24 protein-coding genes are annotated in these 24655 nt (G+C 61.6%); 7 read left to right on the top strand and 17 right to left on the bottom strand.

The window, feature by feature from the left end; all coding sequences use genetic code 11:
* Positions 1-91: 91 nt before the first annotated feature.
* Both NL123_RS08630 and recQ read right to left on the bottom strand, forming a co-directional pair.
* Positions 92-526: a MarR family transcriptional regulator gene (locus NL123_RS08630; protein WP_058424932.1), complete on the bottom strand. Its 435-nt coding sequence runs from the start codon at positions 524-526 to the stop codon at positions 92-94.
* Positions 527-647: 121 nt separating this feature from the next.
* Positions 648-2774: a DNA helicase RecQ gene (recQ, locus tag NL123_RS08625; RefSeq protein WP_248483437.1), complete on the bottom strand. Its 2127-nt coding sequence runs from the start codon at positions 2772-2774 to the stop codon at positions 648-650.
* Between the two features lie 265 nt (positions 2775-3039).
* Between recQ and NL123_RS08620 the strand changes: the two genes are divergently transcribed.
* The 3 genes from NL123_RS08620 (at position 3040) to NL123_RS08610 (ending at position 7619) form a co-directional block, all read left to right on the top strand.
* Positions 3040-3627: a UPF0149 family protein gene (locus tag NL123_RS08620; RefSeq protein ID WP_058424934.1), complete on the top strand. Its 588-nt coding sequence runs from the start codon at positions 3040-3042 to the stop codon at positions 3625-3627.
* Between the two features lie 20 nt (positions 3628-3647).
* The gene (locus NL123_RS08615; protein WP_071491302.1) at positions 3648-4031 is read left to right on the top strand and encodes a YbaN family protein; all 384 of its coding nucleotides are present in this window, start codon (positions 3648-3650) and stop codon (positions 4029-4031) included.
* A gap of 117 nt (positions 4032-4148) precedes the next feature.
* Positions 4149-7619, top strand: coding sequence for a hybrid sensor histidine kinase/response regulator (locus tag NL123_RS08610; RefSeq protein ID WP_248483439.1), 3471 nt, complete (start codon positions 4149-4151; stop codon positions 7617-7619).
* A gap of 24 nt (positions 7620-7643) precedes the next feature.
* Here the strand turns inward: NL123_RS08610 and NL123_RS08605 are convergent, their stop codons facing one another.
* Positions 7644-9008, bottom strand: coding sequence for a DNA recombination protein RmuC (locus tag NL123_RS08605; RefSeq protein ID WP_248488249.1), 1365 nt, complete (start codon positions 9006-9008; stop codon positions 7644-7646).
* 175 nt (positions 9009-9183) lie between these two features.
* On the bottom strand, positions 9184-9507 hold the full coding sequence (locus tag NL123_RS08600; RefSeq protein WP_248483441.1) for an SEL1-like repeat protein: 324 nt from the start codon (positions 9505-9507) through the stop codon (positions 9184-9186).
* Between the two features lie 457 nt (positions 9508-9964).
* Here NL123_RS08600 and NL123_RS08595 point away from each other — a divergent pair, with 457 nt between their 5' ends.
* The 4 genes from NL123_RS08595 to NL123_RS08580 all read left to right on the top strand — a co-directional run bounded on the left by NL123_RS08595 (position 9965) and on the right by NL123_RS08580 (position 13138).
* Positions 9965-10270 carry a hypothetical protein gene (locus NL123_RS08595; protein ID WP_494357581.1) on the top strand — a complete coding sequence of 102 codons (306 nt, stop codon included), beginning with the start codon at positions 9965-9967 and terminating at the stop codon, positions 10268-10270.
* 444 nt (positions 10271-10714) lie between these two features.
* Positions 10715-10939, top strand: coding sequence for a hypothetical protein (locus tag NL123_RS08590; protein WP_005790139.1), 225 nt, complete (start codon positions 10715-10717; stop codon positions 10937-10939).
* A 280-nt stretch (positions 10940-11219) separates the two neighbouring features.
* The gene (locus tag NL123_RS08585) at positions 11220-11702 is read left to right on the top strand and encodes a hypothetical protein (RefSeq protein ID WP_058424939.1); all 483 of its coding nucleotides are present in this window, start codon (positions 11220-11222) and stop codon (positions 11700-11702) included.
* A 146-nt stretch (positions 11703-11848) separates the two neighbouring features.
* On the top strand, positions 11849-13138 hold the full coding sequence (locus tag NL123_RS08580) for an OmpP1/FadL family transporter (RefSeq protein WP_248483445.1): 1290 nt from the start codon (positions 11849-11851) through the stop codon (positions 13136-13138).
* A gap of 65 nt (positions 13139-13203) precedes the next feature.
* Here NL123_RS08580 and NL123_RS08575 read toward each other — a convergent pair whose 3' ends face one another.
* From NL123_RS08575 to cobO, 13 genes are all read right to left on the bottom strand, one after another.
* Entirely contained in the window at positions 13204-13755 is a 552-nt protein-coding gene (locus NL123_RS08575) for a glutathione peroxidase (protein WP_248483448.1), read from the bottom strand.
* Between the two features lie 150 nt (positions 13756-13905).
* The gene (locus tag NL123_RS08570) at positions 13906-15105 is read right to left on the bottom strand and encodes an MFS transporter (RefSeq protein ID WP_248488250.1); all 1200 of its coding nucleotides are present in this window, start codon (positions 15103-15105) and stop codon (positions 13906-13908) included.
* A 63-nt stretch (positions 15106-15168) separates the two neighbouring features.
* Positions 15169-15573, bottom strand: a complete 405-nt coding sequence (locus NL123_RS08565; protein WP_248483450.1) for a MarR family winged helix-turn-helix transcriptional regulator — start codon at positions 15571-15573, stop codon at positions 15169-15171.
* A 42-nt stretch (positions 15574-15615) separates the two neighbouring features.
* Positions 15616-16344 (bottom strand): adenosylcobinamide-GDP ribazoletransferase, encoded by a 729-nt coding sequence (locus NL123_RS08560; protein WP_248483452.1) that lies wholly within the window; start codon positions 16342-16344, stop codon positions 15616-15618.
* A gap of 2 nt (positions 16345-16346) precedes the next feature.
* Positions 16347-16922 carry an alpha-ribazole phosphatase family protein gene (gene cobC, locus NL123_RS08555; protein ID WP_494357580.1) on the bottom strand — a complete coding sequence of 192 codons (576 nt, stop codon included), beginning with the start codon at positions 16920-16922 and terminating at the stop codon, positions 16347-16349.
* Positions 16919-17974 carry a nicotinate-nucleotide--dimethylbenzimidazole phosphoribosyltransferase gene (cobT, locus tag NL123_RS08550; protein WP_494357579.1) on the bottom strand — a complete coding sequence of 352 codons (1056 nt, stop codon included), beginning with the start codon at positions 17972-17974 and terminating at the stop codon, positions 16919-16921. Before cobT ends, cobC begins: the two co-directional genes overlap by 4 nt.
* Positions 17971-18492, bottom strand: coding sequence for a bifunctional adenosylcobinamide kinase/adenosylcobinamide-phosphate guanylyltransferase (cobU, locus tag NL123_RS08545; RefSeq protein ID WP_248483458.1), 522 nt, complete (start codon positions 18490-18492; stop codon positions 17971-17973). Before cobU ends, cobT begins: the two co-directional genes overlap by 4 nt.
* A gap of 187 nt (positions 18493-18679) precedes the next feature.
* The gene (locus NL123_RS08540) at positions 18680-20131 is read right to left on the bottom strand and encodes a cobyric acid synthase (protein WP_248483460.1); all 1452 of its coding nucleotides are present in this window, start codon (positions 20129-20131) and stop codon (positions 18680-18682) included.
* Positions 20128-21117: a threonine-phosphate decarboxylase CobD gene (gene cobD / locus NL123_RS08535; RefSeq protein ID WP_494357578.1), complete on the bottom strand. Its 990-nt coding sequence runs from the start codon at positions 21115-21117 to the stop codon at positions 20128-20130. The genes NL123_RS08540 and cobD overlap by 4 nt, the downstream gene beginning before the upstream one ends.
* A complete protein-coding gene (gene cbiB / locus NL123_RS08530) occupies positions 21110-22018 on the bottom strand; it encodes an adenosylcobinamide-phosphate synthase CbiB (RefSeq protein ID WP_248483464.1) in 909 nt (302 codons plus the stop codon). Before cbiB ends, cobD begins: the two co-directional genes overlap by 8 nt.
* A complete protein-coding gene (bluB, locus tag NL123_RS08525; protein WP_494357577.1) occupies positions 22015-22665 on the bottom strand; it encodes a 5,6-dimethylbenzimidazole synthase in 651 nt (216 codons plus the stop codon). The genes cbiB and bluB overlap by 4 nt, the downstream gene beginning before the upstream one ends.
* The gene (locus NL123_RS08520) at positions 22662-23969 is read right to left on the bottom strand and encodes a cobyrinic acid a,c-diamide synthase CobB (RefSeq protein WP_248483468.1); all 1308 of its coding nucleotides are present in this window, start codon (positions 23967-23969) and stop codon (positions 22662-22664) included. Before NL123_RS08520 ends, bluB begins: the two co-directional genes overlap by 4 nt.
* Positions 23966-24577, bottom strand: a complete 612-nt coding sequence (gene cobO, locus NL123_RS08515; protein ID WP_010208674.1) for a cob(I)yrinic acid a,c-diamide adenosyltransferase — start codon at positions 24575-24577, stop codon at positions 23966-23968. Before cobO ends, NL123_RS08520 begins: the two co-directional genes overlap by 4 nt.
* Positions 24578-24655: the final 78 nt, after the last annotated feature.

Below are 24655 nucleotides of genomic sequence, written 5' to 3'. Positions count from 1 at the left end.
CTTTAGTGGGGCTGCTTCGCAGCCCAACGCGGGGCAAGCCCGCTCACCACAACAGCCCTACTCACCACAGTAAGACAGCACAGTGGTTTCTTCAGGACTTTTCCAGATTCGCCAGGATGTGCCCATGCACGCGCATGCACACGCTCAAGTCGGCTTCGTCTACCCCCACAAACAGTTCGTGGCGCAGGGCGGTGGCGATGGTTTCGATTTGTTCGATCAAGGGCCGGGCGGTATCACACAGCACGATGCGCTTGGCACGACGGTCTTCCACCACGGCCTGGCGTTGCACCAGGCCTTGGCCTTCGAGGCTGTCCAGCAGGCGAGCCAGTGTCGGCCCTTCAACACCAACGCTTTGCGCCAGCTCACGCTGGGTGGGTGCTTCTTCAAAACGAGCCAAGTGCAGCAGAACCAGCCAGCGCGCCTGGGATAAACCAAGCCCCGCCAAACGGCGGTCCAGCTCGGCGCGCCACCCACGGGACATTTGCGCCAGCTGCATGCCAAAACGATGTTGATCGGTTAACGACATAAAAAACTCAATGTTTAGACTGAAAATAAAGTGTGGCTAATTATTAGTCAGCTAAGCATGAGCTTTGCCCGTAGGCAAGAGTTGCTATGTACTGATTCGTTACATTGTCGTAATTGGCACACTAAATTTCGAATTCGGACTGCAAAGCCGCGCGCACGCAGTACAAAACCCCCTCTGGAACACGCCCGGTGAACAGCGGCGCTATCTCCGCAACAGGTGGCAATTCGCCCTCTCCGTCGAGGAACGCATCCTGGATTTCGCCGAGCAGATCCTCCGGTAAATCAAGGGCTTGCTCCAACGACAATTGCTGCTTGCCGATGGATTCGGCAAGCAAGGTGTAGACGTTTTTTTCTGAACATTGCAGTTGACCGGCGATCTGCATCGGGGTCATGCCGGCGCGTGCCAGGCTGATCAGTTCGTGGCGGATATCAGCGACCTCCTTCGGCGCTTCGGCCTGGCCGCCGAGCACTTCGAGGAACGCCTGGCCGTAACGCTCCAACTTGCGCGCACCCACGCCGCTGACCCGCGCCATCTCGGCCATGGTGGTGGGTTGTTCGCGCAACATTTCCAACAGCGTCGAGTCGGGGAAAATGACGTACGGCGGCACGCTGTGTTCCTGTGCCAGTTTGCGCCGCAGGGTGCGCAAAGCTTCCCACTGCTCGCGCTCCTCGCCACGCACCAGTTGGCTGGCCTGACTGGTGCTGGTCTTGGCGGTGGTCTGCGGCTTGAGGTCGCGGCGCAACTCCAGGCTGACCTCACCCTTGAGCAACGGCCGGCAACTGTCATTCAAGCGAAGGCCGCCGAAGCCTTCGATATCGATGTCCACTAGGCCGCGCGCAACCATCTGTCGGAACAACGAGCGCCACTCGCCTTCTGCGCGGGCCTTGCCGACGCCATACACCGAAAGTTTCTCGTGGCCAAAGCTGCGCACTTTCTCGTTGTCCTTGCCCAGCAAGACATCCACCAAGTGGCCCACGCCATAACGCTGACCGGTGCGGTAGATGGCGGACAAGCCCTGGCGCGCCGGCTCGGTGGCATCCCAGGTCTGCACGCCGTCGACACAGTTATCGCAATGACCGCAGGGTTCGGGCATGTCTTCATCGAAGTACGCCAGCAAGGTCTGGCGCCGGCAGCGGGTTTCCTCACACAGCGAGAGCATCGCGTCGAGCTTGTGCTGTTCCAGGCGCTTGTGACGCTCGTCGCCCTCGGAGTTCTGCAGCATCTGCTTGAGCATCACCACGTCCTGCAGGCCATAGACCATCCAGGCATCCGCCGGCAGGCCATCACGGCCGGCGCGACCGGTTTCCTGGTAGTACGCCTCGAGGGATTTGGGCAAGTCCATGTGCGCCACGAAGCGCACGTTGGATTTGTCGATGCCCATGCCGAACGCGATGGTGGCCACCATGATCAGGCCTTCCTCGTTGAGGAAACGCTTCTGGTGCGCCGAACGCGTTTCGTTGGGCAGGCCGGCGTGGTACGGCAACGCCGGGTAACCTTGCTCGCAGAGGAATGCGGCGACTTCATCGACTTTCTTGCGCGACAGGCAATAAACGATGCCCGCATCGCTGCGCCGTTCGGAGAGAAACGCCAGCAACTGCTTGCGCGGCTGTTCCTTGGGCACGATGCGATAGAAGATATTCGGTCGGTCGAAGCTTGAGAGGAAGCGCTCAGCGTTCTGCAGATGCAGGCGCTCGACGATTTCTTCGCGGGTGCGCTTGTCGGCAGTCGCGGTCAACGCAATGCGCGGCACATCGGGAAACAGCTCCGCCAACTGGCCGAGTTGCAGGTACTCGCGGCGGAAGTCATGGCCCCATTGCGATACGCAGTGGGCTTCGTCGATGGCGAACAGGGCGATTTCCAGGCTCTGCAAAAACGCCAGCATGCGCGGCTGTACCAGGCGCTCGGGCGCCAGATAGAGCATCTTCACTTCACCGCGCTTGATGCGAGCGGCCAGGTCACGCTGCTGTTCGGCACTGAGGGTAGAATTCAACGATGCGGCGGCGACACCCAGCTCTTCCAGGGTTGCCACCTGGTCGTCCATCAATGCAATCAAAGGCGATACCACCACCGCCAAGCCATTGCGCAACAGTGCCGGCACCTGGAAACACAAGGACTTGCCGCCACCGGTAGGCATCAGGACCAGTGCGTCACCGCCACTGGCCACGCGCTCAATGATCGCACCCTGGCGGCCACGAAAACTGTCGTAGCCGAAGATGTCCTTGAGGACGCGTTGAGCCTGCTCGAGCATGTAAAACTCCAAAATGGTGCCGAAATCCCTCTGTACAGGCTGGCCGAAAAAACACGCTTTCACGGGAAATAATCCGTAAGCGAAGTTTTCGCGGGCTGGCGCTTGGCCTGCAAGGGCATCACAAAACGCGGCAGTATACCCGAGCGATCCCCGGCAAAGGGCATCACTGACGAATAGCGGCCGCGATCTAAAATGCCGTGCGGCTGGCCTGGGCGCTCAAGAAAGCCTAGAATTCAGCATCGTTTATTCCCAAGGTAACTCTTCAATGTCCTTCGCTGAGCAACTAACCCGCCTGCAAGCCTTCCTCGACGCCGATGAGCTGCATGACGAGGCGCTGGACTACGTGGCCGCCCACGGCTACCTGACCGCCTTGTCGATCTGCTCCGAGGTCGTGCCTGACCGTGAATGGATCGATGCGCTGTTCGCCGAAGAGCCGCACTACACCGACGCCGCCCAACGCGAAGAAATCGAAGCCACCCTGCTGGCCCTCAAGGCCCACATCGGTCGCCAACTGGCCTCCGACGAAGAGTTCGAGCTGCCGTGCGAACTGGACCTTGGCGAAGAGCCGGATGATTCCGACCTGCGCGGCTGGTGCATTGGCTTCATGGAAGGCGTGTTCCTGCGTGAAGCCGCCTGGTTCGAAACCGCCGAGGAAGAAGTCAGCGAAATGCTGCTGCCGATCATGGTCGGTTCGGGTCTGTTCGACGACCAGCCGGAGTTCTCCGACATCGCCGCCGACGCCAACCTGATGGACGACATGATCGTGCAGATCCCGGAAGCCCTCACCGCGCTGTACCTGCTGTGCAACGCCCCTGACGAAAAGCCGGCGATCCTCAAGCCACGTCACCACTGAGTCGCTTGCCCGTGACACCCATGGGCAACCGTCCGCTGCTCCTGCGCTACCTGCTGCTGGCCATTGGTTGGTTGAGCGTAGCGCTGGGGGTGATCGGCATTTTCCTACCGGTATTGCCGACCACGCCCTTCCTGCTGCTCGCCGCCGCCTGCTTCGCCCGAAGCTCCCCACGTTTCTACCACTGGTTGGTGCAGCACCCGCGCCTTGGCCCGTGGATCCGTGATTACCTGGACGGCAACGGCATCCCGCTCAAAGGCAAGGTCTACGCCATCGGCTTGATGTGGCTGAGCATCGGCGTGTCCTGCTATTTAGTGCCATTACCGTGGGCGCGCGGCTTCATGCTGACCAGCGCCGTGCTGGTGACAATCTACATCCTGCGCCAGAAAACCCTGCCACCGCGCTGAATGACCTGCGACATTCGATCCCACACGACCTTGGTCGACACTGACTAACCCCAAGCATCATGCGAGACTGTCCAACCGGGCCTGGAATGCCCGGGTGTTCCTATGCTCGGAGTTACCATGTCGCTGTCCAGCGGGCTGATCGCCGCCGTTGCCCTGGCCTATATGGCCATTATGTTTGCCATCGCCTTCTACGGAGACCGCCGCCGTGCGCCACTGCCGCCGCGCATGCGTGCCTGGGTGTACAGCCTGTCGCTGGCGGTTTATTGCACCAGTTGGACCTTCTTTGGCGCCGTAGGCCAGGCCGCCGAACAGCTGTGGGCGTTTTTACCGATCTACCTGGGACCGGTGCTGCTGCTGGTGCTGGCACCCTGGGTGCTGCAGAAGATGATTCTGATCAGCAAGCAGGAAAACATCACCTCCATCGCCGACTTCATTGCCGCGCGCTATGGCAAATCCCAATCGCTGGCGGTGGTGGTCGCACTCATCTGCCTGGTCGGCGTATTGCCCTATATCGCCCTGCAGCTCAAAGGCATCGTGCTCGGGGTGAACCTGTTGATCGGCGCTGGGGCCGACACCACCGGCACCCGCGCCCAGGACACCGCGCTGATCGTGTCGCTGGTGCTGGCACTGTTCACCATCGTATTTGGTACGCGCAACCTCGACGCGACGGAGCACCACCGTGGCATGGTGCTGGCGATTGCGTTTGAATCGCTGGTCAAGCTGTTCGCGTTTCTGGCGGTGGGCGCGTTTGTGACCTACGGCCTGTACGACGGTTTCGGCGATTTGTTCAGCCAGGCCATGCTGGCACCACGCCTGGAGGAGTTCTGGAAGGAGACCGTCAACTGGCCGTCGATGGTGGTGCAGACCGGCGTGGCGATGATGGCGATCATCTGCCTGCCTCGGCAGTTTCATGTCACGGTGGTGGAAAACATCGACCCTCAGGACCTGCGCCTGGCCAAATGGGTGTTCCCCGCCTACCTGATTCTGGCCGCACTGTTTGTAGTACCGATCGCCTTGGGCGGCAAGATGATGCTGCCGGGCTCGGTGCTGCCAGACTCCTACGTAATCAGCCTGCCCATGGCCGAAGCCCATCCGGCGCTGGCGGTACTAGCCTTTATCGGCGGTGCCTCGGCAGCCACCGGCATGGTGATCGTGGCAAGCATCGCCTTGTCGACCATGGTCTCCAACGACATGCTGCTGCCGTGGTTGCTGCGCCGCTCCAGCGCCGAGCGCCCGTTCGAAGTGTTCCGCCACTGGATGCTGTCGGTACGCCGGGTCAGCATCGTGATCATCCTGTTGCTGGCCTACGTCAGTTACCGCCTGCTGGGCTCGTCCGCCAGCCTGGCAACCATCGGCCAGATCGCCTTTGCCGCCGTGACCCAGCTGGCACCGGCGATGCTCGGCGCGCTGTATTGGAAGCAGGCCAACCGACGCGGCGTATTTGCCGGGCTGGCAGCGGGCACTTTCCTGTGGTTCTACACCTTGGTCCTACCGGTAACGGCGAAAAGCCTGGGCTGGTCCCTCAGCCTTTTCCCAGGACTGACGTGGATGCATTCCCACCCACTGGGTCTATCCGTCACGTCGTTGACCTTGGGTACCGTGTTTTCTCTGGCAGGTAACTTCACGCTGTTCGTGTGGGTGTCGATGCTGTCGCGCACGCGGGTTTCCGAACACTGGCAAGCCGGACGTTTTATTGGCCAGGAAATCAGCCAACGCGCCAGCGCCCGCTCGATGCTATCGGTGCAGATCAGTGATTTGCTCAGCCTGGCCGCGCGCTTTGTGGGTGAAGAACGCGCCCAGCAGAGTTTTATCCGCTTCGCCTATCGCCAGGGCAAAGGCTTCAACCCCAACCAGAATGCCGACAACGACTGGATCGCGCACACCGAGCGCTTGCTGGCTGGCGTACTCGGGGCGTCCTCGACCCGCGCAGTGGTGAAAGCTGCCATCGAAGGGCGCGAAATGCAGCTGGAGGACGTCGTACGCATCGCCGACGAAGCGTCGGAAGTGCTGCAGTTCAACCGCGCATTGCTGCAAGGCGCCATCGAGAACATCACCCAGGGCATCAGCGTGGTCGACCAGTCCCTCAAGCTGGTGGCCTGGAACCGGCGTTACCTGGAGCTGTTCAACTATCCGGACGGCCTGATCAGCGTCGGCCGGCCGATTGCCGACATCATCCGCTACAACGCCGAACGCGGCCTATGCGGGCCAGGTGAGGCCGAAGTGCACGTGGCGCGACGCCTGCACTGGATGCGCCAGGGTCGCGCGCACACCTCTGAACGCTTGTTTCCCAATGGTCGTGTGATCGAGCTGATCGGCAACCCGATGCCCGGCGGCGGCTTCGTGATGAGTTTCACCGACATCACCGCGTTCCGTGAAGCCGAGCAGGCCCTCACCGAGGCCAACGAAGGCCTGGAACAACGGGTGACCGAGCGCACCCACGAACTGTCGCAGCTGAACGTGGCGCTCACCGACGCCAAGGGCGTGGCCGAGTCCGCCAGCCAGTCGAAGACGCGGTTCCTGGCGGCGGTCAGCCATGACCTGATGCAACCGCTGAATGCCGCACGCCTGTTCTCCGCCGCCCTCTCCCACCAGAACGACGGCCTGTCCGACGAGGCCCGGCAATTGGTGCAGCACCTGGACAGCTCACTGCGTTCCGCCGAAGACCTGATCAGCGACCTGCTGGATATCTCGCGCCTGGAAAACGGCAAGATCAACCCACAGCGCCAGCCTTTTGTGCTTAACGAACTGTTCGACACCCTGGGCGCCGAGTTCAAGGCGCTGGCCCAGGAGCAAGGTCTGCGCTTCCGCCTGCGCGGCAGTCGTTTGCGCGTGGACAGCGACATCAAGTTGCTCCGCCGGATTCTGCAGAACTTTCTTACCAACGCCTTCCGCTATGCCGACGGCCCGGTGCTGCTCGGCGTACGCCGACGCAAAGGCGAGCTGTGCCTGGAAGTATGGGACCGTGGCCCGGGGATCCCGCTGGATAAACAAAAGGTGATCTTCGAAGAGTTCAAGCGCCTGGACAGCCACCAGACCCGCGCCGAGAAAGGCCTGGGGCTGGGCCTGGCGATCGCCGACGGCCTGTGCCGCGTGCTGGGCCACCGCCTGAGTGTGCGTTCATGGCCCGGCAAGGGCAGCGTCTTCAGCGTGCGCGTGCCGCTGGCCCGCAACCAGGCCAGCCCGCAGGTCAAGACGCCGCAGGAAACCGGCTTGCCGCTGAGCGGTGCGCAGGTGCTGTGCGTGGATAACGAAGAGAGCATCCTGATCGGCATGCGCAGCTTGTTGACGCGCTGGGGCTGCGAAGTCTGGACCGCCACCGACCAGGCGCAATGCGCGGCATTGCTGGCTGATGGCGTGCGCCCTCAATTGGCGCTGGTGGACTACCACCTGGACCATGGCGAAACCGGTACTGAACTGATGGGTTGGCTGCGCGCGCAATTGGCGGAGCCGATTCCCGGTGTGGTGATCAGTGCTGACGGTCGCCCGGAGATGGTGGCCGAGGTGCATGCGGCGGGGTTGGATTACCTGGCCAAGCCGGTGAAGCCGGCGGCCTTGAGGGCGTTGCTGAGCCGGCACCTGCCGTTGTAGGAGACGGCAAGCCGGCGCCTACAATTACTCGGGCAGATGGGCCACGCCATCGGAGTCGGTCATCGCCCGCTCCAGCAGATCAGCGGGAAGGCTCTTACTGGCTCGAGCACCGAGCAACCTCAATTGCTCAGTCCGGCTGACCAGATTTCCGCGTCCATCTGTCAGCTTGTTACGCGCTGCGCTGTAAGCCTTATCCAACTGCTGTAAACGGTTACCCACTTCATCCAGGTCCTGGATAAACAACACGAACTTGTCGTAGAGCCAACCGGCGCGCTCGGCAATTTCCCGGGCGTTCTGGCTCTGGCGCTCCTGCTTCCACAGGCTGTCGATCACACGCAGGGTGGCCAGCAACGTGGTCGGGCTGACGATCACGATATGGCGGTCGAAGGCTTCCTGGAACAGGTTCGGCTCGGCCTGCAACGCAGCGGAAAACGCTGCTTCAATAGGCACGAACAGCAACACGAAATCCAGGCTGTGCAGGCCTTCCAGACGTTTGTAATCCTTGCTCGCCAGACCTTTGACGTGATTGCGCAGCGACAGTACGTGCTGTTTCAGGGCCGCCTGGCCGATGACCTCATCATCCGCCGCCACGTATTGTTGGTACGCGGTGAGGCTGACCTTGGAGTCCACCACCACCTGCTTGTCACCGGGCAACATGATCAGCACGTCCGGCTGGAAGCGCTCGCCATCCGGGCCCTTGAGGCTAACCTGGGTCTGGTACTCACGGCCTTTTTCCAGGCCCGCATGCTCCAGCACCCGCTCAAGAATCAGCTCGCCCCAGTTGCCTTGGGTTTTCTGGCCCTTCAAAGCACGGGTCAGGTTGGTGGCTTCGTCCGACAGACGCAGGTTCAGTTGCTGCAGGCGCTCCAGCTCTTTAGCCAGGGAAAAACGTTCGCGGGCCTCGTTCTGGTAGCTTTCTTCCACGCGTTTTTCGAAGGACTGGATGCGCTCTTTCAACGGATCAAGCAATTGGCCCAGGCGCTCCTGGCTGGTTTCGGCGAAGCGCTGTTCGCGCTCATCGAAGATCTTGCCGGCCAGCTCGGCGAACTGCGCGCGCAGCTCATCCCGTGAGCCTTGCAGGTCAGTGAGGCGCTGTTGATGGCTGTCCTGTTGTTCGCGCAGTTCGGCGCGCAAGGCCGCTGACAGAGCGTCGAGGCGGCGCAGCTCGGTCTCCTTGGCGCTGCGGTCGAGGTTCCAGGCGTGGGCGGCGTCGCGGGCATTGTCGCGGTCGATCTGCAGCAGTTCGACTTCGCGGCGTACGGCCGCCAGGTCGGCCTGTTTGGCAGCATTCGCCTGGCTCAGATCGCTGATCTCGTCGCGGCTGGCATCCAACTGTGCGGCGAGGCCCTCCTGGGCCAGTTGCGCAGTGGCCAGGCGCTCTTCGAGCAGCTCCCAGCCGGTCATGCGCGCGGTCAGTCGCCGCTGAAGCTGCCAGCACACCGCCAATAAAGGCACGGCAGCGCCTGCGAGGCCCAGGGCAATACTGGTCCAGTCAAAAACCATAGACATGTCTGCCATCACCGAAAAAAAGCAAGGTTAGCGGAGCCCAGGGCCTGAGGACAGCTCAGTCTTCGACCTGGCCCAGTTCACGCTGGGCGCGACGGTCACCGGCGCGAGCCGCCAGGCGCAACAGGTCGTGGCCGATGCGGCGGTCACGGGCATTCCCGCACTCACGGCACATCAGTTGGCCCAGGCGGCTTTGGGCAGCGACCACGCCTTCACGGGCGGGCTGCTTGAGCAAGCGCCCGGCAAAGTGTTTGATGTTGGTGTTATGACCCAGGCGCGGACTGTCGAGCAGCCACAAGGCAACTTTCAAGGAGAAGCGCTTGGGGGCGGTAACAGTTTGAGGGGTATCGGTAACAGAAGGTGATACTGAGCGAAACTTCATAAAGCACTGTGGGACAGATCGGAAGGCGCGCCACTCTACTCTTTTTTTCGTACAGGTAAAGCTGAAAAAACTCTGCACGCCCGTTCTAGAGCAAGCGCTCGGGACAATCCACAGAAGCTGTGGATAACTCAGTGGACAACCCCCCTTTAACTCGCGCAAAGCCCCATGGAATGGGGGTCGCAGTCAAACTGACGATTTTTTCACCAATAAAAAAAAGCCAGATTTTTCATTGACTTAAATTTCCATTGCAGGCAAATGGCGGCCCGGTAGAGCAGTTGACAGCGCGGTTACACCTCCCACAACTAATGTGCACAAGTACCCATCCGACGGTTATATCGCTGGCGTTTTTTGAAGCAACTTGCTGCAAAGATGTTACCGCCGGGGCAAAACAGGGACTTTTCAAATCTTTCCTGGCTCGCCACACTCCCCGACCTACAGCGCAACGGTGGAGGGGTCGATGAAAGGAATTCTGTTGTTCGCGGTGCTGCTCCTGGCCATCTGCGCCATTTCATTGGGGATCAATGCGGCACTGCCCTCTCCGGATGGGGCACTGTTCGCCATCGCCATCCTGCTGTCGGCGGCGTTCACGGCTGTGAGCTTGTGCATTGAGCTCGGCGAAGGCCGGATCAACGATATGGATGATGTGATGAAAGTGGTCGAGACCGGCCAGTCCCTGCGCTTGACCCTCGCCGCCTATGGCCTGGGTTGCTCGCTGGCAGCAGCAGCCACTGTGCTGGTCTATCGAGGCCTGCTGGGCGGCTGACTGAAGTTTTTTGGCTAACACACTTCCCTTACCTGTTTCAATCCGTTACTATCCGCGGCGTTAGTACCAAGCTGAAAGTCAATTCTGGTCGAACAATTCCCCTGCACAACACGGGATCGACCACCTCGATGGTTTCCAGGTATCACTTGCGACGACACTGCCTTTGAACAAGCAAAGGGTGTCGCGAAGTTTCCATACTCTGACCGAACCAACCTGCAAATTGATCAGGATCTTCACCCTGGGCCCAGAACCTTTGCCCCTGTTGTGTTGCCTGCCCTCCTAAGTACCTACCTGCCAGCCCAAGCGCGCCTAACTTAATAGCGCTTCAAACTGGCTGCTTTGTTCCAGTCGGGTTCTTCGTTTGATCAATGGTGATCAACGTTACTGGAACGTTTTAATACGGCACGGATCTTATTTCGTGTCATTTGTAGGAACACCCATAATATGAACGCTCAAATCCACACTCAGGATGCCATTCGCACCCTAACCAACGCTTTTGCTCCAATGAACTGCCTGATCATGGCTGCGCGCAAAGGCTGCTTCAGCTTCACCCTGGTCAACGAACACGGCATCGCTCGTCACAGCGAACGCCTGTACCCCGATCAATACTCCAGCGCAGAACCGCTGCAGGCCGTGATCGAGCGTACCCGTCAGGCACTGACCGCCTGACCGACCCGAGTCGCTGAAACACAAAAACCCTGCTTGAACAGCAGGGTTTTTTATTGCCCTGAATTTACCGGCTGAGCTATTGCACTAAGTTCAAATAGATATAAACGTTATAACTAAATGAAGAAGATGTTTTAAAAACAGTCCTTTACATCGTAAATATGACACTACACTTCAACTCAAGCGGCATGATCCGCTTCCGGCGAGCCTGAGATCCGATCCACTGCTGCCAAGCCCCCACCTTCTCAGGCTTCGTCGACCACTTTCACGGATTGAGGCGTGTATGGGTATCGCTGCCAGCGAATTGTGTCGTTATGTGATCAGGCCGACGTTGATGTACCTCGGCCGACATAACCCGACGGCCGAGTCCCTGCTGCTGGGCATCGCCGCCAGCCAGTCGGAACTGGGTTCCGCCTTGCACGACCGGCGTGGCCACGGCCTGTACAGCATCACCGAACCGCGCCACCGTGCCTTGTGGGACAGCTACCTGGCGCTGGACCCCGAGCGCGCCAGCCTGGTACGCGGCCTCGCTAGCCAACACGCGTTCCTCAGCGCACCGCAACTTGAGCTCACGGTCAACCTGCGTTACGCCACCGCCATCGCCTGGCTCCTGGTGGAACAGCACACCCCTGCACTGCCCCCGCCCGGTGATGTGCTGGCCATGGCACGTATCTGGAAAGAAATTTTTCATCCACAAGGAAGGCTGCGCGATTTCACTCAAGCTTGGCAAACCTGTGTTTCACCCATGAATCAGGTGGTTTGCTGACCGGGCAATTTGCAAGATTCGCCAAAAAACCAGGATTTTGGTCGGATTGTCCTACAAAACCGCTCTATCTCCTGCATTACAGCCTATAGCGCGATGTTAAATTTATTGTTACTTTCCGCAGCGGTGATCACCACGGAGTTCTAATAATGAAAAAAGTAATGCTCAAGACCACACTTAGCCTCGCCGTTGCCATGGCCTCTTCCCACGTGTTCGCAAGTGGCTTTGCCCTTAACGAACAAGACGTCGCAGGAATGGGAACGGGTTTCGCAGGCCGCTCTTCTTCTGCCGAAAATGCAAGTACCGTTTATGGTAACCCTGCCGGTATGGCTCGCCTTGAAGGCCAGCAAGTCACTGGCGGTGTTGCAGCGATTGATGCCTCAAGCAACATCAAGGATGTCAGCGGCCGCTCCACAGGCACGAACAAAGGCGATATGGTGCCTTTCACTGCCGTTCCTTTTGGGTTCTACACCAATAAACTCAACGAACAATGGGCTGTCGGTTTCGGCGTCTATGCTCCGTTTGGCCTGGTGACAGACTACGAAAGTGGCTTCCAAGGCAAAGCTTTTGGCAGCAAAAGCGAAGTGACGGTCATCACCTTCCAGCCTACGGTGAGCTACGCCTTCAACGATCGGGTTTCCATTGGTTTTGGCCCGACTATCAACCGTATCGCTGGTACGCTCGAGTCCGATATCAACCTACCAGTCCCTGGTACCGGCGCCAACAACATCAAGATCAAGGGAGATGACACCGCCGTCGGCTTCAATGCCGGCCTGCTGGTTCAAGCCACTGATACAACTCGCGTGGGCCTGACCTACCACTCGAAAGTGAAATACAAGCTCGAAGGCCATACTGAAGTGACCAAAGGCACCAACGTTCCGGCTGCGCTGCTGAACAATGGCCGCTACGACGCGTCGCTGAAGATCGACACGCCTGAATCCTGGGACCTCTCGGTTACTCAAGACATGAGCGACGCGTGGAAACTCTACGCAGGCGCTACATGGACCCGTTGGAGCCGACTGAAAGACATTACCGTCAACAACGAAGGTGTATCGGCCGCAGCCGGTAGCGGTGCTTTGGCTCCGCAAATTGTCGGCACCATCAAAGAAGACCAGAACTGGCACGACACTTGGGCCTATGCCTTGGGTACCTCGTATCGCGTCACCAAGCAAGTGGTGCTGCGTACCGGCCTGACCTTCGACCAGTCGCCTACCAACAACAAAGACCGTTCGCCACGTATCCCAACCGGTGACCGGACTATCTTCAGTCTCGGCCTTGGTTACGATGTAATGCCGAACATGACCGTTGATCTGGCTTACTCCTACCTCAAGGAAGAACCAGTCAAGGTCGCTCGCGCCAACGCATTGGGCCAGTCCTACAATGCTAAGTACGAGAACAGCGCCAATGGTTTTGGCCTGGGCGTAACGTACAAGTTCTGATCTGACACCGTATAAAAAAGCCCCGCTCTCCTGCAAAGGAAGCGGGGCTTTTTAATGGCTGGCCCTCAAGGTTTGGAGGCGATCGCCTGCTCCACCGCCTTGATCAGATCCGGACTGTCCGGCTTGGTCAAACTGGAGAAATTGGCAATCACCTTGCCCTGCCGATCCACCACGTACTTGTAGAAATTCCACTTCGGCGGTGTGTCGGTCTGCTGTGCCAGTACCTTGAACAGGTGCACCGCGTCCGGCCCCTTGACCTTCTGCGGTTCGGTCATGGTGAAGGTCACGCCGTAATTCACGTAGCAGACCTTGGCAGTCTCTTCGCCGGTCTTGGCTTCCTGCTTGAAGTCATCGGACGGCACGCCGATCACTTCCAACCCTTGGCCCTTGTAACGTTGATACAAGGCTTCAAGGCCTTTGAACTGTGGGGCGAACCCGCAGAAGCTGGCGGTGTTGACGATGACCAGGGGCTTGCCGGCAAAGCGCTGGCACAGGTCGATGGATTCCTTGGCGCGCAGCTTGGGCAACTGGCCTTCCAGCAGCGGCGGGCAACTGGCGGCCAGGGCGGCACTGCCAATGGCCATCAGGACGGGTACAGCGAGCCAACGCATCTGCATGTCGTGTGTCCTTGAAAGTATTCAAACCACCAACTTAACAGATCGACATACCCAGTTGCATCAACGCCAGCCCGCCATGCTGCCAGCCCCACCAGGCCAGCAGCACCAGGATCAGCCCCGCAACGAGGATCACACCGCGTAACGCTACATTCATGCCGCCTCCATCTGCGCCTGCAAGCGCGCCACCGGCCGCTCACGTACCGGCCAGTTAAGGGCGGCGGCGAGCAGGCTCAACAGAATCGCCACCTGCCAGATCAAATCGTAGTTACCGGTTCGATCATAGACCACCCCGCCCAGCCAGCCACCCAGGAACGAACCCAACTGGTGGAACAGGAACACGATGCCACCGAGCATGGAGAGGTTTCGCACACCAAACAGTGTCGCTACGGTACCGTTGGTCAGCGGCACCGTGGATAGCCACAGGAAGCCCATCGCCATGCCAAACAGGTAGGCCGTGATCTCGGTGACCGGTGCCCACAGAAACAGCACGATCACCACCGCACGCAGCAGGTACAAGCCCGTCAGCAGGCGCGGTTTGGACATGCGCCCGCCGAGCCAGCCGGCGGTGTAGGTCCCGAAGATATTGAACAGCCCAATCAGTGCCAGCACCGTGGTGCCGACGGTGGCCGGCAAGTGTTGGTCCACCAGGTAGGCCGGCAGGTGCACGCCGATAAACACCACTTGGAAACCGCAGACAAAAAAGCCGAACGCCAGCAGCCAGAAGCCGGAATGGGAGCAGGCTTCCTTCAAGGCTTCCCGCAGGGTTTGCTGACCCGCCACCGCCGGTAATGGCCGATCCTTGAGCATGGCGACCAGCGGCAGAATCAACGCCACCATCAGGCCGAGCGCCAGCAGGGCCGCGGACCAGCCCAGCCAGCTGATCAAACCCAGCGTGCCCGGCACCATCGCAAACTGGCCGAACGAACCGGCAGCACTCGCGATGCCCATCGCCATGCTGCGTTTTTCCGGCGCCACCGCGCGACCCACCACACCGAGAATGACCGAGAACGAAGTGCCGGACAGGCCGATACCAATCAGCAAGCCCGCACTGAGGGACAACGACCACGCCGAATCGGACATGCCCATCAACACTAGGCCAACGGCGTAAAGAACACCGCCGACAAATACCGCTTTGGTGGCACCAAAACGGTCGGCCAGCGCACCGGTGAACGGCTGCGCCAGGCCCCAGATCAGGTTCTGCAGGGCAATGGCAAAAGCAAAGGTCTCACGGCCCCAGCCAAATTCACTGCTCATCGGCGCCAGGAACAGGCCGAAACCGTGACGCACGCCCAACGACAACGCCAGGATCAGCGCACTCCCCACAAGAATCCAGCCACTGGTGCGCCACATCGAGGTCATTTCTTATTCTCCGCTCGCGGGTATATACCCGCTTATATTCGAACCAACCCGCGCTCAGGCGAGTTCGTCCAGCAAGGCCAACAAGGTTTCGCGTTTTTCCGCGCCCAGTTGATCGATCAATTTCTGTTGCGCTGCCTCCCAAGCGGGTAATGCGGCGGCAAGTCGCGCCTCACCCTCTTTGGTCAACATCACCAGGCGATTGCGCAGGTCGTCGCCTTCCACCAGTTGCACCAGGCCCTCGCCTTCCAGCACCCGCAGGTTGCGCCCCAGGGTGCTGCGATCCAGGCCCATGGCTTCCGCCAGGCTGGAAATGCTCGGCTGGTCGAGCCGTTGCAGGTTGCACAACAAAGAATACTGGGCGACGTTGATCCCGAAGCCGTCGAGAGCGCCGTCGTAATGCCTGCTGACGCCACGGGCGGCACGTCGCAGGTTGGTACACAAACATTGGGAGGCAAGCATGGAACGTGTATATACCCGCGATTAAGGAAATGCAAGAAAGTGTTACAGCGCCAGGCCGACCAACACCACGACTTCCAGCAGTTCCAGCAAGGCCCCTGCGGTGTCGCCGGTGGTGCCACCGAGGCGATTGACCATCAGTTGGCGCACACCCACAAAGGCGATCGCCGCGAGCAATACCGCAACCCCGCCGCTGAAGCCACCGATCAGGATGCAGGCAAGACCACTGAGGATCAGTACCTGTTGGCCGACGATCCTCGGTAAATGATCCGACAATGCCTGGCCCAATCCTCCGGCACGCACGTAGCGCGTGGTCAGAAACAACGCCAGCATCGATGCCCGGCCGATCAGCGGGGCCAGGATCAGCGCGGCGCCGTTGTGTTGTTCGATCAACGCCACCAACGCGGTGAACTTGAGCAGCAGCACCAAGCCAAGCGTCACCACCGCAATCGGCCCGCTGCGCGGGTCCTTCATGATGGTGAGCGTGCGCTCGCGATCACCGAAGCCGCCCAGCCAGGCATCGGCGCTGTCCGCCAGGCCGTCCAGGTGCAGGCCGCCACTGAGCAATACCCAGGCCGTCAGCAACAGTGCGGCGTGCAGCAGCAATGGCGCGCCCATCAATAGGCTGTTCAGCGCCCACAACAGCACGCCGAACAACAGGCCCACGACCGGATAAAACAGCAGCGAACGCCCCAGCTCCTGAGGCTGCGGCATGCCGGGCAGGCGAATCGGCAGGCTGCTGAGAAATTGCAGGGCGATCCAGAAGGGCAGCATGTCTACGCCCCTTCCTTCAGCGTGCCGTCAGCTGCAACTTGGAGGCTGAACAGCCCACCATGACCAACTTCGACATTCAATAACTGCTCCCGGGGCAAACCACGCGCCTGCGCCAGTAACAGGCGCATCACGCCGCCGTGACTGATCAACAACATCCGCTCACCGGCATACGCCTGATACAGGCGTGAGACAGCCCCCATAACCCGCTCGGAAAAGGCGCTGACCGGCTCCCCGTCCGGCGGGGTAAAGCTATAAGGATCGGCCCAGAACAACCCCAGCCCTTCGGCGTCGGTCTCCATCAAGGCCGCTGCACTCTGCCCTTCCCAGGCACCGAAGTGCAGTTCTTGCAGGTCCTTCTCCAGCGTCACCGGCAGCTCGAGCCGGGCGCCTAATTCTTCGGCAAATCGCGCGCAGCGTTGCAACGGCGAACTGATCAAGCGGTCCCACGGCCCCTGCCCCACCACGGCCTCGCGCATCTGCGCCCAGCCGTTGGCGGTGAGTGCGTCGTCCAGGCTGCCACGCAGGCCGCCGCCCAGCTCGGTTTCGCCATGGCGCAACAGGTCCAGGTGCAAGGTCATGCCGGGCGGTCTGCCACGGCGGCTTCGGCAAAGGTCGCCATCTGCCCGTGCAATGCACAGGCCAGGCGCAACAACGGAACCGCCAACGCAGCACCACTGCCTTCGCCCAGGCGCAGGCCCAGTTCCAGCAGTGGCTGCGCGTCGAGGTGTTGCAGCACATGACGATGGCCAGGCTCGGCGCCGCAATGACCGAACACCAGCCACTCACGGCACGCAGGGTTCAGGCGCGTGGCGACCAGCGCAGCGACGGTGCAGATGAACCCATCCACCAGCACCACAATGCCCTCCTGAGCACAGGCGAGGTATGCCCCCACCAGCGCTGCAATCTCGAAGCCGCCGAGATTGAACAGGGTCTGCAAGGCATCACCGCGCTGAGCGGCATGCACCGCCAGTGCGCGTTCGATCACGGCCACTTTGTGGCTTACGCCCTGGGCATTCAAGCCGGTGCCCGGCCCCGTCAGGTCACTGACCTGGCAGTCGAGCAAGGCACACGCCAGCGCACTGGCGGCGGTGGTGTTGCCGATGCCCATCTCGCCGCCGATAAACAGCTGTGCACCACCTGCCAACGCACGCCGCGCACTGTCACGACCGACTTGCAGGGCGAGTTGCCCCTGTGCCTGGGTCATGGCCGGGCCGTTGACGAAGTTGGCGGTGCCCGCGCCGATATTCAGGTGCCGCACACCGGGAAGGTCCAGGGACGGGGTCACCGTGCCGAGGTCGACCACTTCCAACTGGGCGTCCAACTGCCGCGCCAATACGCTGATGGCCGCGCCACCGCTGACGAAGTTGTGCAGCATCTGCCCGGTGACTTCCTGGGGAAACGCCGACACGCCTTCGGCAACTACGCCATGGTCACCGGCGAAGATGGCGATCCACAGCGAGTCCACCGACGGTTTGACCTGGCCCTGCAAGCCGGCCATTTGCACCGCCAGCGCTTCCAACTGGCCGAGGGAGCCGGCCGGTTTGGTCAGTTGCTGCTGGCGTGCCAGGGCATGTTCGTACGCTTGAGTGTCAATCGCCTTGCACGGGTTGAGCCACCAGGTGTCAGTCATAACGCAGTACCTTTCAAAGTCAGGGGCAGGCCGGCGACGGTCAGGACAACACGCTGACACCGCTCGGCCAAGGCTTGATGCAGCCAACCGGCTTCATCCACATAGCGGCGAGTCAATTCGCCCAGCGGCACGACACCCAGACCGGTCTCGTTGCTGACAAAAATGATTTCACCCGGCAGCGCGGCCAGGGTTTCCAGCAGTTGATCGCGCTCGGCGGCCAGACGATCCGAGTCCTCAAGCATCAGCAGATTGGTGAGCCACAAGGTCAGGCAATCCACCAGCAGACAGCGCTCGGTTGCTGCGTTTTCACGCAGTACACGCGCCAGTTCGACGGGTTCTTCGATCAGCCCCCAATGGTTGGGGCGACGCTGGCGATGCAGGGCGACGCGCTCGTTCATCTCGCCATCCAAAGGTTGGCTGGTGGCGATGTACGTGACGGGCAAACCGCTGTCAGTTGCTAGCTTTTCGGCGAGGCGGCTTTTGCCGGAACGGGCGCCACCGAGGATCAGTTGGAGCATGACATAACACCTCGTTTGGCCAGTGGGACCCTCGAAGCTGGCACGGTTCCCTGTGGGAGGGAGCTTGCTCCCGATGGCGTGGCGCCAGTCAGCCCATTGGCTACTGACACACCGCCATCGGGGGCAAGCCCCCTCCCACCTTTGGGTTGCAGTGCAGCAGTTGAATACTCAGCGCATTCGCTCACTGTCAAATCCCACATAGTTTGCGTAACAACTCAGTATCCAAGTGGTTCTCCACCAAGTCCGCCAGGCGCTCGATATCGCGCTCGCGCAGGGCGTGGTAATCCACTTCCTGCACGTCCTGCAAACCGGCCCAGCGCAACAGGGCGCTGCACGCGGCCGGGCTTTCAAACAAGCCATGCAAGTAGGTGCCAAGAATTTGCCCATCGGCACTTTGTGCGCCATCGCTGCGGCCATCATCCAGCAGCACGGCGGCATTCGACAAAGCATCGCCGCAGGTCACGCCCGCATGGATCTCATAACCGCTGACCTCGGCATTCTCCAACAACAAACGCCCGCGCACATTGCGCAATTGCTTCTCTTCTTCCAGCGTGGTGCTGAACGCCAGCAGCCCCAGGCCATCACTGGAACCGGCAAGCCCTTCCAGGCCCAACGGGTCGTGCACTTGCTCGCCGAGCATCTGCAAGCCGCCACAAATGCCGAGCACCTTGCCGCCATAGCGCAAGTGACGCGCCACGGCGGTGTCCCAACCGTTGGCACGCAGATAGGCCAGGTCGCTGCGCACACTTTTCGAGCCGGGCAGGATGATCAGGTCGGCGGCCGGGATCGACTGGCCCGGACCAATGAATTGCAAATCCACCTGGGGGTGCAGGCGCAGCGGGTCGAAATCCGTGTGGTTGCTGATGCGCGGCAACACCGGCACCACCACCTTGAGCACCTGGGCCGCCTTGTCGATCTGGCGTTGGTCGATACCGTCCTCCGCTTCGAGGTGCAGGTCCATCACGTAGGGCAACACGCCCACCACCGGTTTGCCGGTGCGCGCTTCCAACCAGTCCAGGCCCGGCTGCAACAGCGCGATGTCACCGCGAAAACGGTTGATGATGAAGCCCTTGACCCGCGCCTGTTCCGTGGGTGACAGCAGCTCCAGGGTGCCAACCAGATGGGCGAATACCCCACCGCGATTGATATCGGCGATCAGCAACACCGGGCAATCCACCGCCTCGGCGAAGCCCATATTGGCGATGTCATTGGCACGCAGGTTGATTTCCGCCGGGGAGCCAGCGCCTTCCACCATGACCACGGGATAGGCCTGGCTCAACCGCGCATGGGAGGCCAGCACCGCCTGCATCGCGATGGCTTTGTAGTCGTGATAGGCCACGGCGTTCATGGTGGTCACGGCACGGCCGTGGATGATCACTTGGGAGCCGGTGTCGCTGTTGGGCTTGAGCAGCACCGGGTTCATGTCGGTATGGGGTGCCAGATTGGCGGCCTGGGCCTGTACTGCCTGGGCGCGGCCGATCTCGCCACCTTCGGCGGTCACGGCGCTGTTGAGCGCCATGTTCTGCGGTTTGAACGGCACCACGGCCACGCCCTGGCGTACCAGCCAGCGGCACAATGCGGTCACCAGCGTGCTCTTGCCGGCATCGGAGGTGGTGCCCTGCACCATCAGCGTACTCATGTTGCGTCCTTATAGGCGGCCAGGGCTTCGTCGAGGCGCTGCCAGTCGGCCTCGGTGTCGGGCAGGCCGAAACGCAGGCTGCTGTCGTGGACGAACAGGCGCAGCAGAATGCCGCGCTGGGCCATGAATTCGTGCAAACGCTCAGCGTGGGGCGTGATCCGCCATTGGAACAGCGCGCAGCCACCGTGGGGTGGAAAACCGTGGCGCTCCAGCAACGCGAACAAACGCTGGCCCGCCTCGACACAACGCGTGCGTTGCAGCGCATGCCCGGCCGTGTCGCGCAGGCACACTTGGCCCAGCACCCGCGTCGGCCCGCTGACCGCCCAGGGGCCGACCTGCTCGGCGAGCAACTTGAGCAACTTGCGCTCGGCCAACACAAAACCCAGGCGCACGCCGGCCAGGCCGAAGAATTTGCCGAACGAGCGCAGCACGATCAAACCGACCTGATGCGCCTGGCTGGCCAGGCTCAGTTGCGGGGTCACGTCCATGAAGGCTTCGTCCACCACCAACCAGCCGCCGCGCTGGGCCAGCCGCGAGTGCCAATCCAGCAAGCGTTGCGGGCTCAGGCTCAGGCCGGTCGGATTATTGGGGTTGACCACCACTAGTACGTCGAGGCCATCCAGGAAGAAGTCGACTTCCTGCTCCTGCACTTCGCGCACCACGTAACCGGCACGGCGCCAGGCTTCGGCGTGTTCGGCATAGCACGGCGACAGCACGCCGACCTTGCCCGCGCGACGCAGCCGCGGCAGCAACTGGATCGCCGCCTGGGAACCCGGCACCGGCAACAGATGCGCAGCGCCATAGTATTCGCTGGCGGCCTGCTCCAGGCCGTCGTCGGTTTCCGGCAGGCGCGCCCACGCGCGCAACGGGATCTCGGGGATCGGCCAAGGCCAGGGCGCGAGGCCGCTGGACAGGTCGAGCCAGTCGGCTTCGGCTATCCCGTATTGAATCGCGGCCTTGCGCAACCGGCCACCGTGCTCAAGCATAGAATTGCGCCCCCGCGCATAGGATCAGCAGCCACAACCATACGCCGCGCTGCACCAGTTGCCAGCCCCGGTCGATGGAATCGGCATCCGCCGCCGGGCCTTCGCCCAGTTGCGGACGATGGTGCACTTCACCGTGATAGATCGCGGCACCGCCCAACTCCACGCCCAGGGCGCCCGCACCAGCGGCCATGACCGGACCGGCGTTGGGGCTGTCCCAGGTCGGGCCTTGGATCCGCCAGCATTTAAGCGCCAGGCGCGTCTTGCCCAGCAGCGCGTAGGTCAACGCCACCAGGCGTGCGGGAATGTAGTTCAGCACGTCGTCGATTTTTGCCGCCGCCCAACCGAAGCGCTCAAAGCGCTCGTTGCGATAACCCCACATGGCGTCGAGGGTGTTGCTCAGGCGGTAAAGCACCACGCCCGGCACACCGGCCACCACAAACCAGAAAATCGCAGCGAACACAGCATCGCTGCCGTTCTCCAGCACCGATTCGGTAGCGGCACGGGCAACTTCGGTGCGGTCCAGCTCGCTGGTCTGGCGGCTGACCAGGTAGCTCACGCGGTTGCGCGCCTCCTCCAGGTCATCACTGCGCAGCGCCTGGGCCACCGGAATCACATGCTCGCCGAGGCTGCGCATGCCGAGGGCGCAGTACAACGCCAGGATCTCCAGCACCCAGCCGATGTACGGCGCCCACGACAAGGCCGTGGCCAGCAGCGTCAGCGGCACCACGGCGATAAACCACGCGGTCACGCCATGGCTGCGCCAGCCACGGCCACCGGTATTGAAACGCTGCTCGATGCGCCCGGCGAAATTGCCGAACGCCACCAGCGGATGCCAGCGCCTGGGTTCGCCCAGCAGCGCATCCAGCGCGACTGCAGCGACACACAGCAAGGCCACACTCATTGACTCACTCCCCACGCATTCTCATACAACATGTCACTCAACGGCCGTGGTTCGGTCCAGCCTTCGAGCTGCAACATCGGTGCCGGGTAGAACTCGGCCACTGGTCCCAGGCACAGCACGGCCAGGGGTTTCGCGCCGGGCGGCAAACCCAGCAGATCGGCCAGCGCCTGCGGTTCGAACAACGAGACCCAGCCCATGCCCAGGCCTTCGACCCGCGCCGCCAGCCACAAATTCTGGATAGCACAGGACAATGACGCCATGTCCATTTCCGGCAGGGTGCGACGCCCGAAGATGTGCCGCTCGCGATCGTCCATCAACGCCGCCACCAGCACTTCGGCGCAGTCGTGAATGCCTTCGACCTTGAGCTTCATGAACTCATCGGAGCGCTCGCCCAGGGCTTCGGCAGTGCGTACGCGTTCTTCTTCCACCAATTGTTGAATCTGCCCACGCAGTTGGCGGTCGCTGATGCGGACAAAGCGCCAGGGCTGCATCAGGCCGACGCTGGGCGCCTGGTGTGCGGCCTGGAGCAGGCGGTGGAGCAATTGCGGGGCGACCGTACCGCCGCTGAAGTGGCGCATGTCGCGGCGTTCGGCGATGGCACGGTAGACAGCCTGGCGGTCGGCCTCGGGGAAGGCGTTGTCAGTCATAGTGCTGAATCGGGCGCAAACAATGCGGCCACCGCCTGGGGATTGGATGGGAAATAGAAATGTACGTAGGACGCCGTCATCCGCCCCTGCCGGTATACCGCCTCGGCACCGCGCCCGCCGTTGGGGCTCAGGCCACGGGCGATCGGCTGCCATTCAGTGGTGGTCAGGGAATGGTGATAGGTATGGCCACGCAGGGTGCCTTCCGGCAATTCGACGCTTTGCAGGGCCAGGGCCGCCAGTTTCTTTTGCATCACCGCGTCGCCCTGGAGCAGGCCAAGCAGTTCGGCGCGGACGCCGTCGACATCGGTCAGCGAGTCCAGCAGGTAGAGCATGCCGCCGCATTCGGCAAGCAAGGGTTTGCCGGCCGCGTGGTGAGCGCGAATGGCGTCGAGCATCGGGGTATTTTCCGACAGCGCCTGGTGGTGCAATTCCGGGTAGCCGCCGGGCAGGTAGAGGCTGTCGGCGTCGGGCAACTGGCTATCGTGAATCGGCGAGAAGAACACCAGCTCAGCGCCCATCGCGCGCAGCAGGTCGAGACTTGCACCGTAGGTAAAAGCGAAGGCCTCATCGCGGGCCACGGCAATGCGCACGCCGTTGAGCAAGGGTTCGGCCTCGATCACTTGCGGCGCAGCAAATGTCACCGGTGGCGGCAAGGCGACTTCGCAACTGCTGCCCAGGGCTTGGGCGGCAGCGTCCAGGCGCACATCCAGGTCATTCAGTTCGCTGGCCTGCACCAGGCCGAGGTGGCGACTGGGCAGTTCGATACCGGTCTCGCGTGACAACGCGCCATACCAGCGCAGGCCCTCGGTGAGGCTGCCTTCGAGCAGTTGCGCATGACGCAGGGTGCCGACCCGGTTGGCCAGTACGCCAGCGAATGGCAAGTCCGGCTGATAGCGCGCCAGGCCCAATGCCAACGCACCGAAGGTCTGCGCCATGGCCGTGCCGTCGATCACCCCCAGCACCGGCACGCCGAAGTGCCGCGCCAGATCGGCGCTGGACGGTGTGCCGTCGAACAGGCCCATCACGCCTTCGATCAGGATCAGGTCTGCCTCCCCCGCCGCTTCCCAGAGCAAACGGCGACTTTCCTGCTCGCCCACCATCCACATATCCAACTGATACACCGGCGCACCGCTGGCGCGCTCGTGAATCATTGGGTCGAGGAAGTCCGGGCCGCATTTGAACACGCGCACCTTGCGCCCCAGGTTGCGATGCAAACGGGCAAGCGCGGCGGTGACGGTGGTTTTGCCCTGGCCGGACGCCGGAGCGGCGATCAATACGGCAGGGCAATGACGGGGCTGATTCAAAGTTCGACGCCCTTCTGTGCCTTGATACCGGCCTGGAACGCGTGCTTGAGCATGCCCATCTCGGTGACGGTGTCGCCCATTTCGATCAACTCGGGTTTGGCGCCACGGCCGGTGACCACCACGTGCTGCATCGGTGGACGGGCTTGCAGGTCGCTGAGGACCTGGTCCAGGTCAAGGTAGCCGTGCTTGAGCGCGATGTTCAGCTCGTCCAGCACCACCAGGCCGATGGAGGGGTCTTGCAGCAATTCGCGGGAGACCGCCCAGGCGGCTTCGGCGGCGGCGATGTCGCGCTGGCGGTCCTGGGTTTCCCAGGTGAAACCTTCGCCCATCACATGGAAACGCACTTGCTCGGGGAAGCGGCGGAAGAACAGTTCTTCACCGGTGCTGTTACGCCCCTTGATGAACTGCACCACACCACACTGCATGCCATGGCCCATGGCTCGGGCCAACATGCCGAACGCGGAGCTACTCTTGCCTTTGCCATTGCCGGTCAGCACCAGCAGCAGGCCGCATTCGTTGGGGGAGTTGGCGATGCGCTCGTCGATCACGGCTTTTTTGCGCAGCATGCGCGCCAGGTGGCGTTCGTCGCGGTCGGGGGAATCGGTCATGGCAGCTCTCCGTTGGGGCTGGACAAAAACGGCGGGCAGGAAAAAAAGAACAACAGACAGCCAAGCATCGCCCACCGT

It is taken from the genome of Pseudomonas sp. FBCC-B1565, assembly GCF_059133265.1.
Note: the sequence above shows the minus strand (reverse complement) of the source record. Positions and strands in the feature narration are given on the sequence as shown.

Excerpts from the sequence above, each read along its gene's own strand:
- NL123_RS08580 (WP_248483445.1), top strand. The coding sequence starts at position 11,849 with ATGAAAAAAGTAATGCTCAAGACCACACTTAGCCTCGCCGTTGCCATG.
- NL123_RS08570 (WP_248488250.1), bottom strand. The coding sequence starts at position 15,105 with ATGTGGCGCACCAGTGGCTGGATTCTTGTGGGGAGTGCGCTGATCCTG.
- cobT (WP_494357579.1), bottom strand. The coding sequence starts at position 17,974 with ATGACTGACACCTGGTGGCTCAACCCGTGCAAGGCGATTGACACTCAA.
- bluB (WP_494357577.1), bottom strand. The coding sequence starts at position 22,665 with ATGACTGACAACGCCTTCCCCGAGGCCGACCGCCAGGCTGTCTACCGT.
- NL123_RS08590 (WP_005790139.1), top strand. The coding sequence starts at position 10,715 with ATGAACGCTCAAATCCACACTCAGGATGCCATTCGCACCCTAACCAAC.
- NL123_RS08600 (WP_248483441.1), bottom strand. The coding sequence starts at position 9,507 with ATGAAGTTTCGCTCAGTATCACCTTCTGTTACCGATACCCCTCAAACT.
- cobU (WP_248483458.1), bottom strand. The coding sequence starts at position 18,492 with ATGCTCCAACTGATCCTCGGTGGCGCCCGTTCCGGCAAAAGCCGCCTC.
- recQ (WP_248483437.1), bottom strand. The coding sequence starts at position 2,774 with ATGCTCGAGCAGGCTCAACGCGTCCTCAAGGACATCTTCGGCTACGAC.
- cobO (WP_010208674.1), bottom strand. The coding sequence starts at position 24,577 with ATGACCGATTCCCCCGACCGCGACGAACGCCACCTGGCGCGCATGCTG.
- cbiB (WP_248483464.1), bottom strand. The coding sequence starts at position 22,018 with ATGAGTGTGGCCTTGCTGTGTGTCGCTGCAGTCGCGCTGGATGCGCTG.
- NL123_RS08620 (WP_058424934.1), top strand. The coding sequence starts at position 3,040 with ATGTCCTTCGCTGAGCAACTAACCCGCCTGCAAGCCTTCCTCGACGCC.
- NL123_RS08615 (WP_071491302.1), top strand. The coding sequence starts at position 3,648 with ATGGGCAACCGTCCGCTGCTCCTGCGCTACCTGCTGCTGGCCATTGGT.
- NL123_RS08610 (WP_248483439.1), top strand. The coding sequence starts at position 4,149 with ATGTCGCTGTCCAGCGGGCTGATCGCCGCCGTTGCCCTGGCCTATATG.
- NL123_RS08565 (WP_248483450.1), bottom strand. The coding sequence starts at position 15,573 with ATGCTTGCCTCCCAATGTTTGTGTACCAACCTGCGACGTGCCGCCCGT.
- NL123_RS08575 (WP_248483448.1), bottom strand. The coding sequence starts at position 13,755 with ATGCAGATGCGTTGGCTCGCTGTACCCGTCCTGATGGCCATTGGCAGT.
- cobC (WP_494357580.1), bottom strand. The coding sequence starts at position 16,922 with ATGACCTTGCACCTGGACCTGTTGCGCCATGGCGAAACCGAGCTGGGC.
- NL123_RS08630 (WP_058424932.1), bottom strand. The coding sequence starts at position 526 with ATGTCGTTAACCGATCAACATCGTTTTGGCATGCAGCTGGCGCAAATG.
- NL123_RS08585 (WP_058424939.1), top strand. The coding sequence starts at position 11,220 with ATGGGTATCGCTGCCAGCGAATTGTGTCGTTATGTGATCAGGCCGACG.
- NL123_RS08540 (WP_248483460.1), bottom strand. The coding sequence starts at position 20,131 with ATGAGTACGCTGATGGTGCAGGGCACCACCTCCGATGCCGGCAAGAGC.
- cobD (WP_494357578.1), bottom strand. The coding sequence starts at position 21,117 with ATGCTTGAGCACGGTGGCCGGTTGCGCAAGGCCGCGATTCAATACGGG.
- NL123_RS08560 (WP_248483452.1), bottom strand. The coding sequence starts at position 16,344 with ATGCTGCCCTTCTGGATCGCCCTGCAATTTCTCAGCAGCCTGCCGATT.
- NL123_RS08595 (WP_494357581.1), top strand. The coding sequence starts at position 9,965 with ATGAAAGGAATTCTGTTGTTCGCGGTGCTGCTCCTGGCCATCTGCGCC.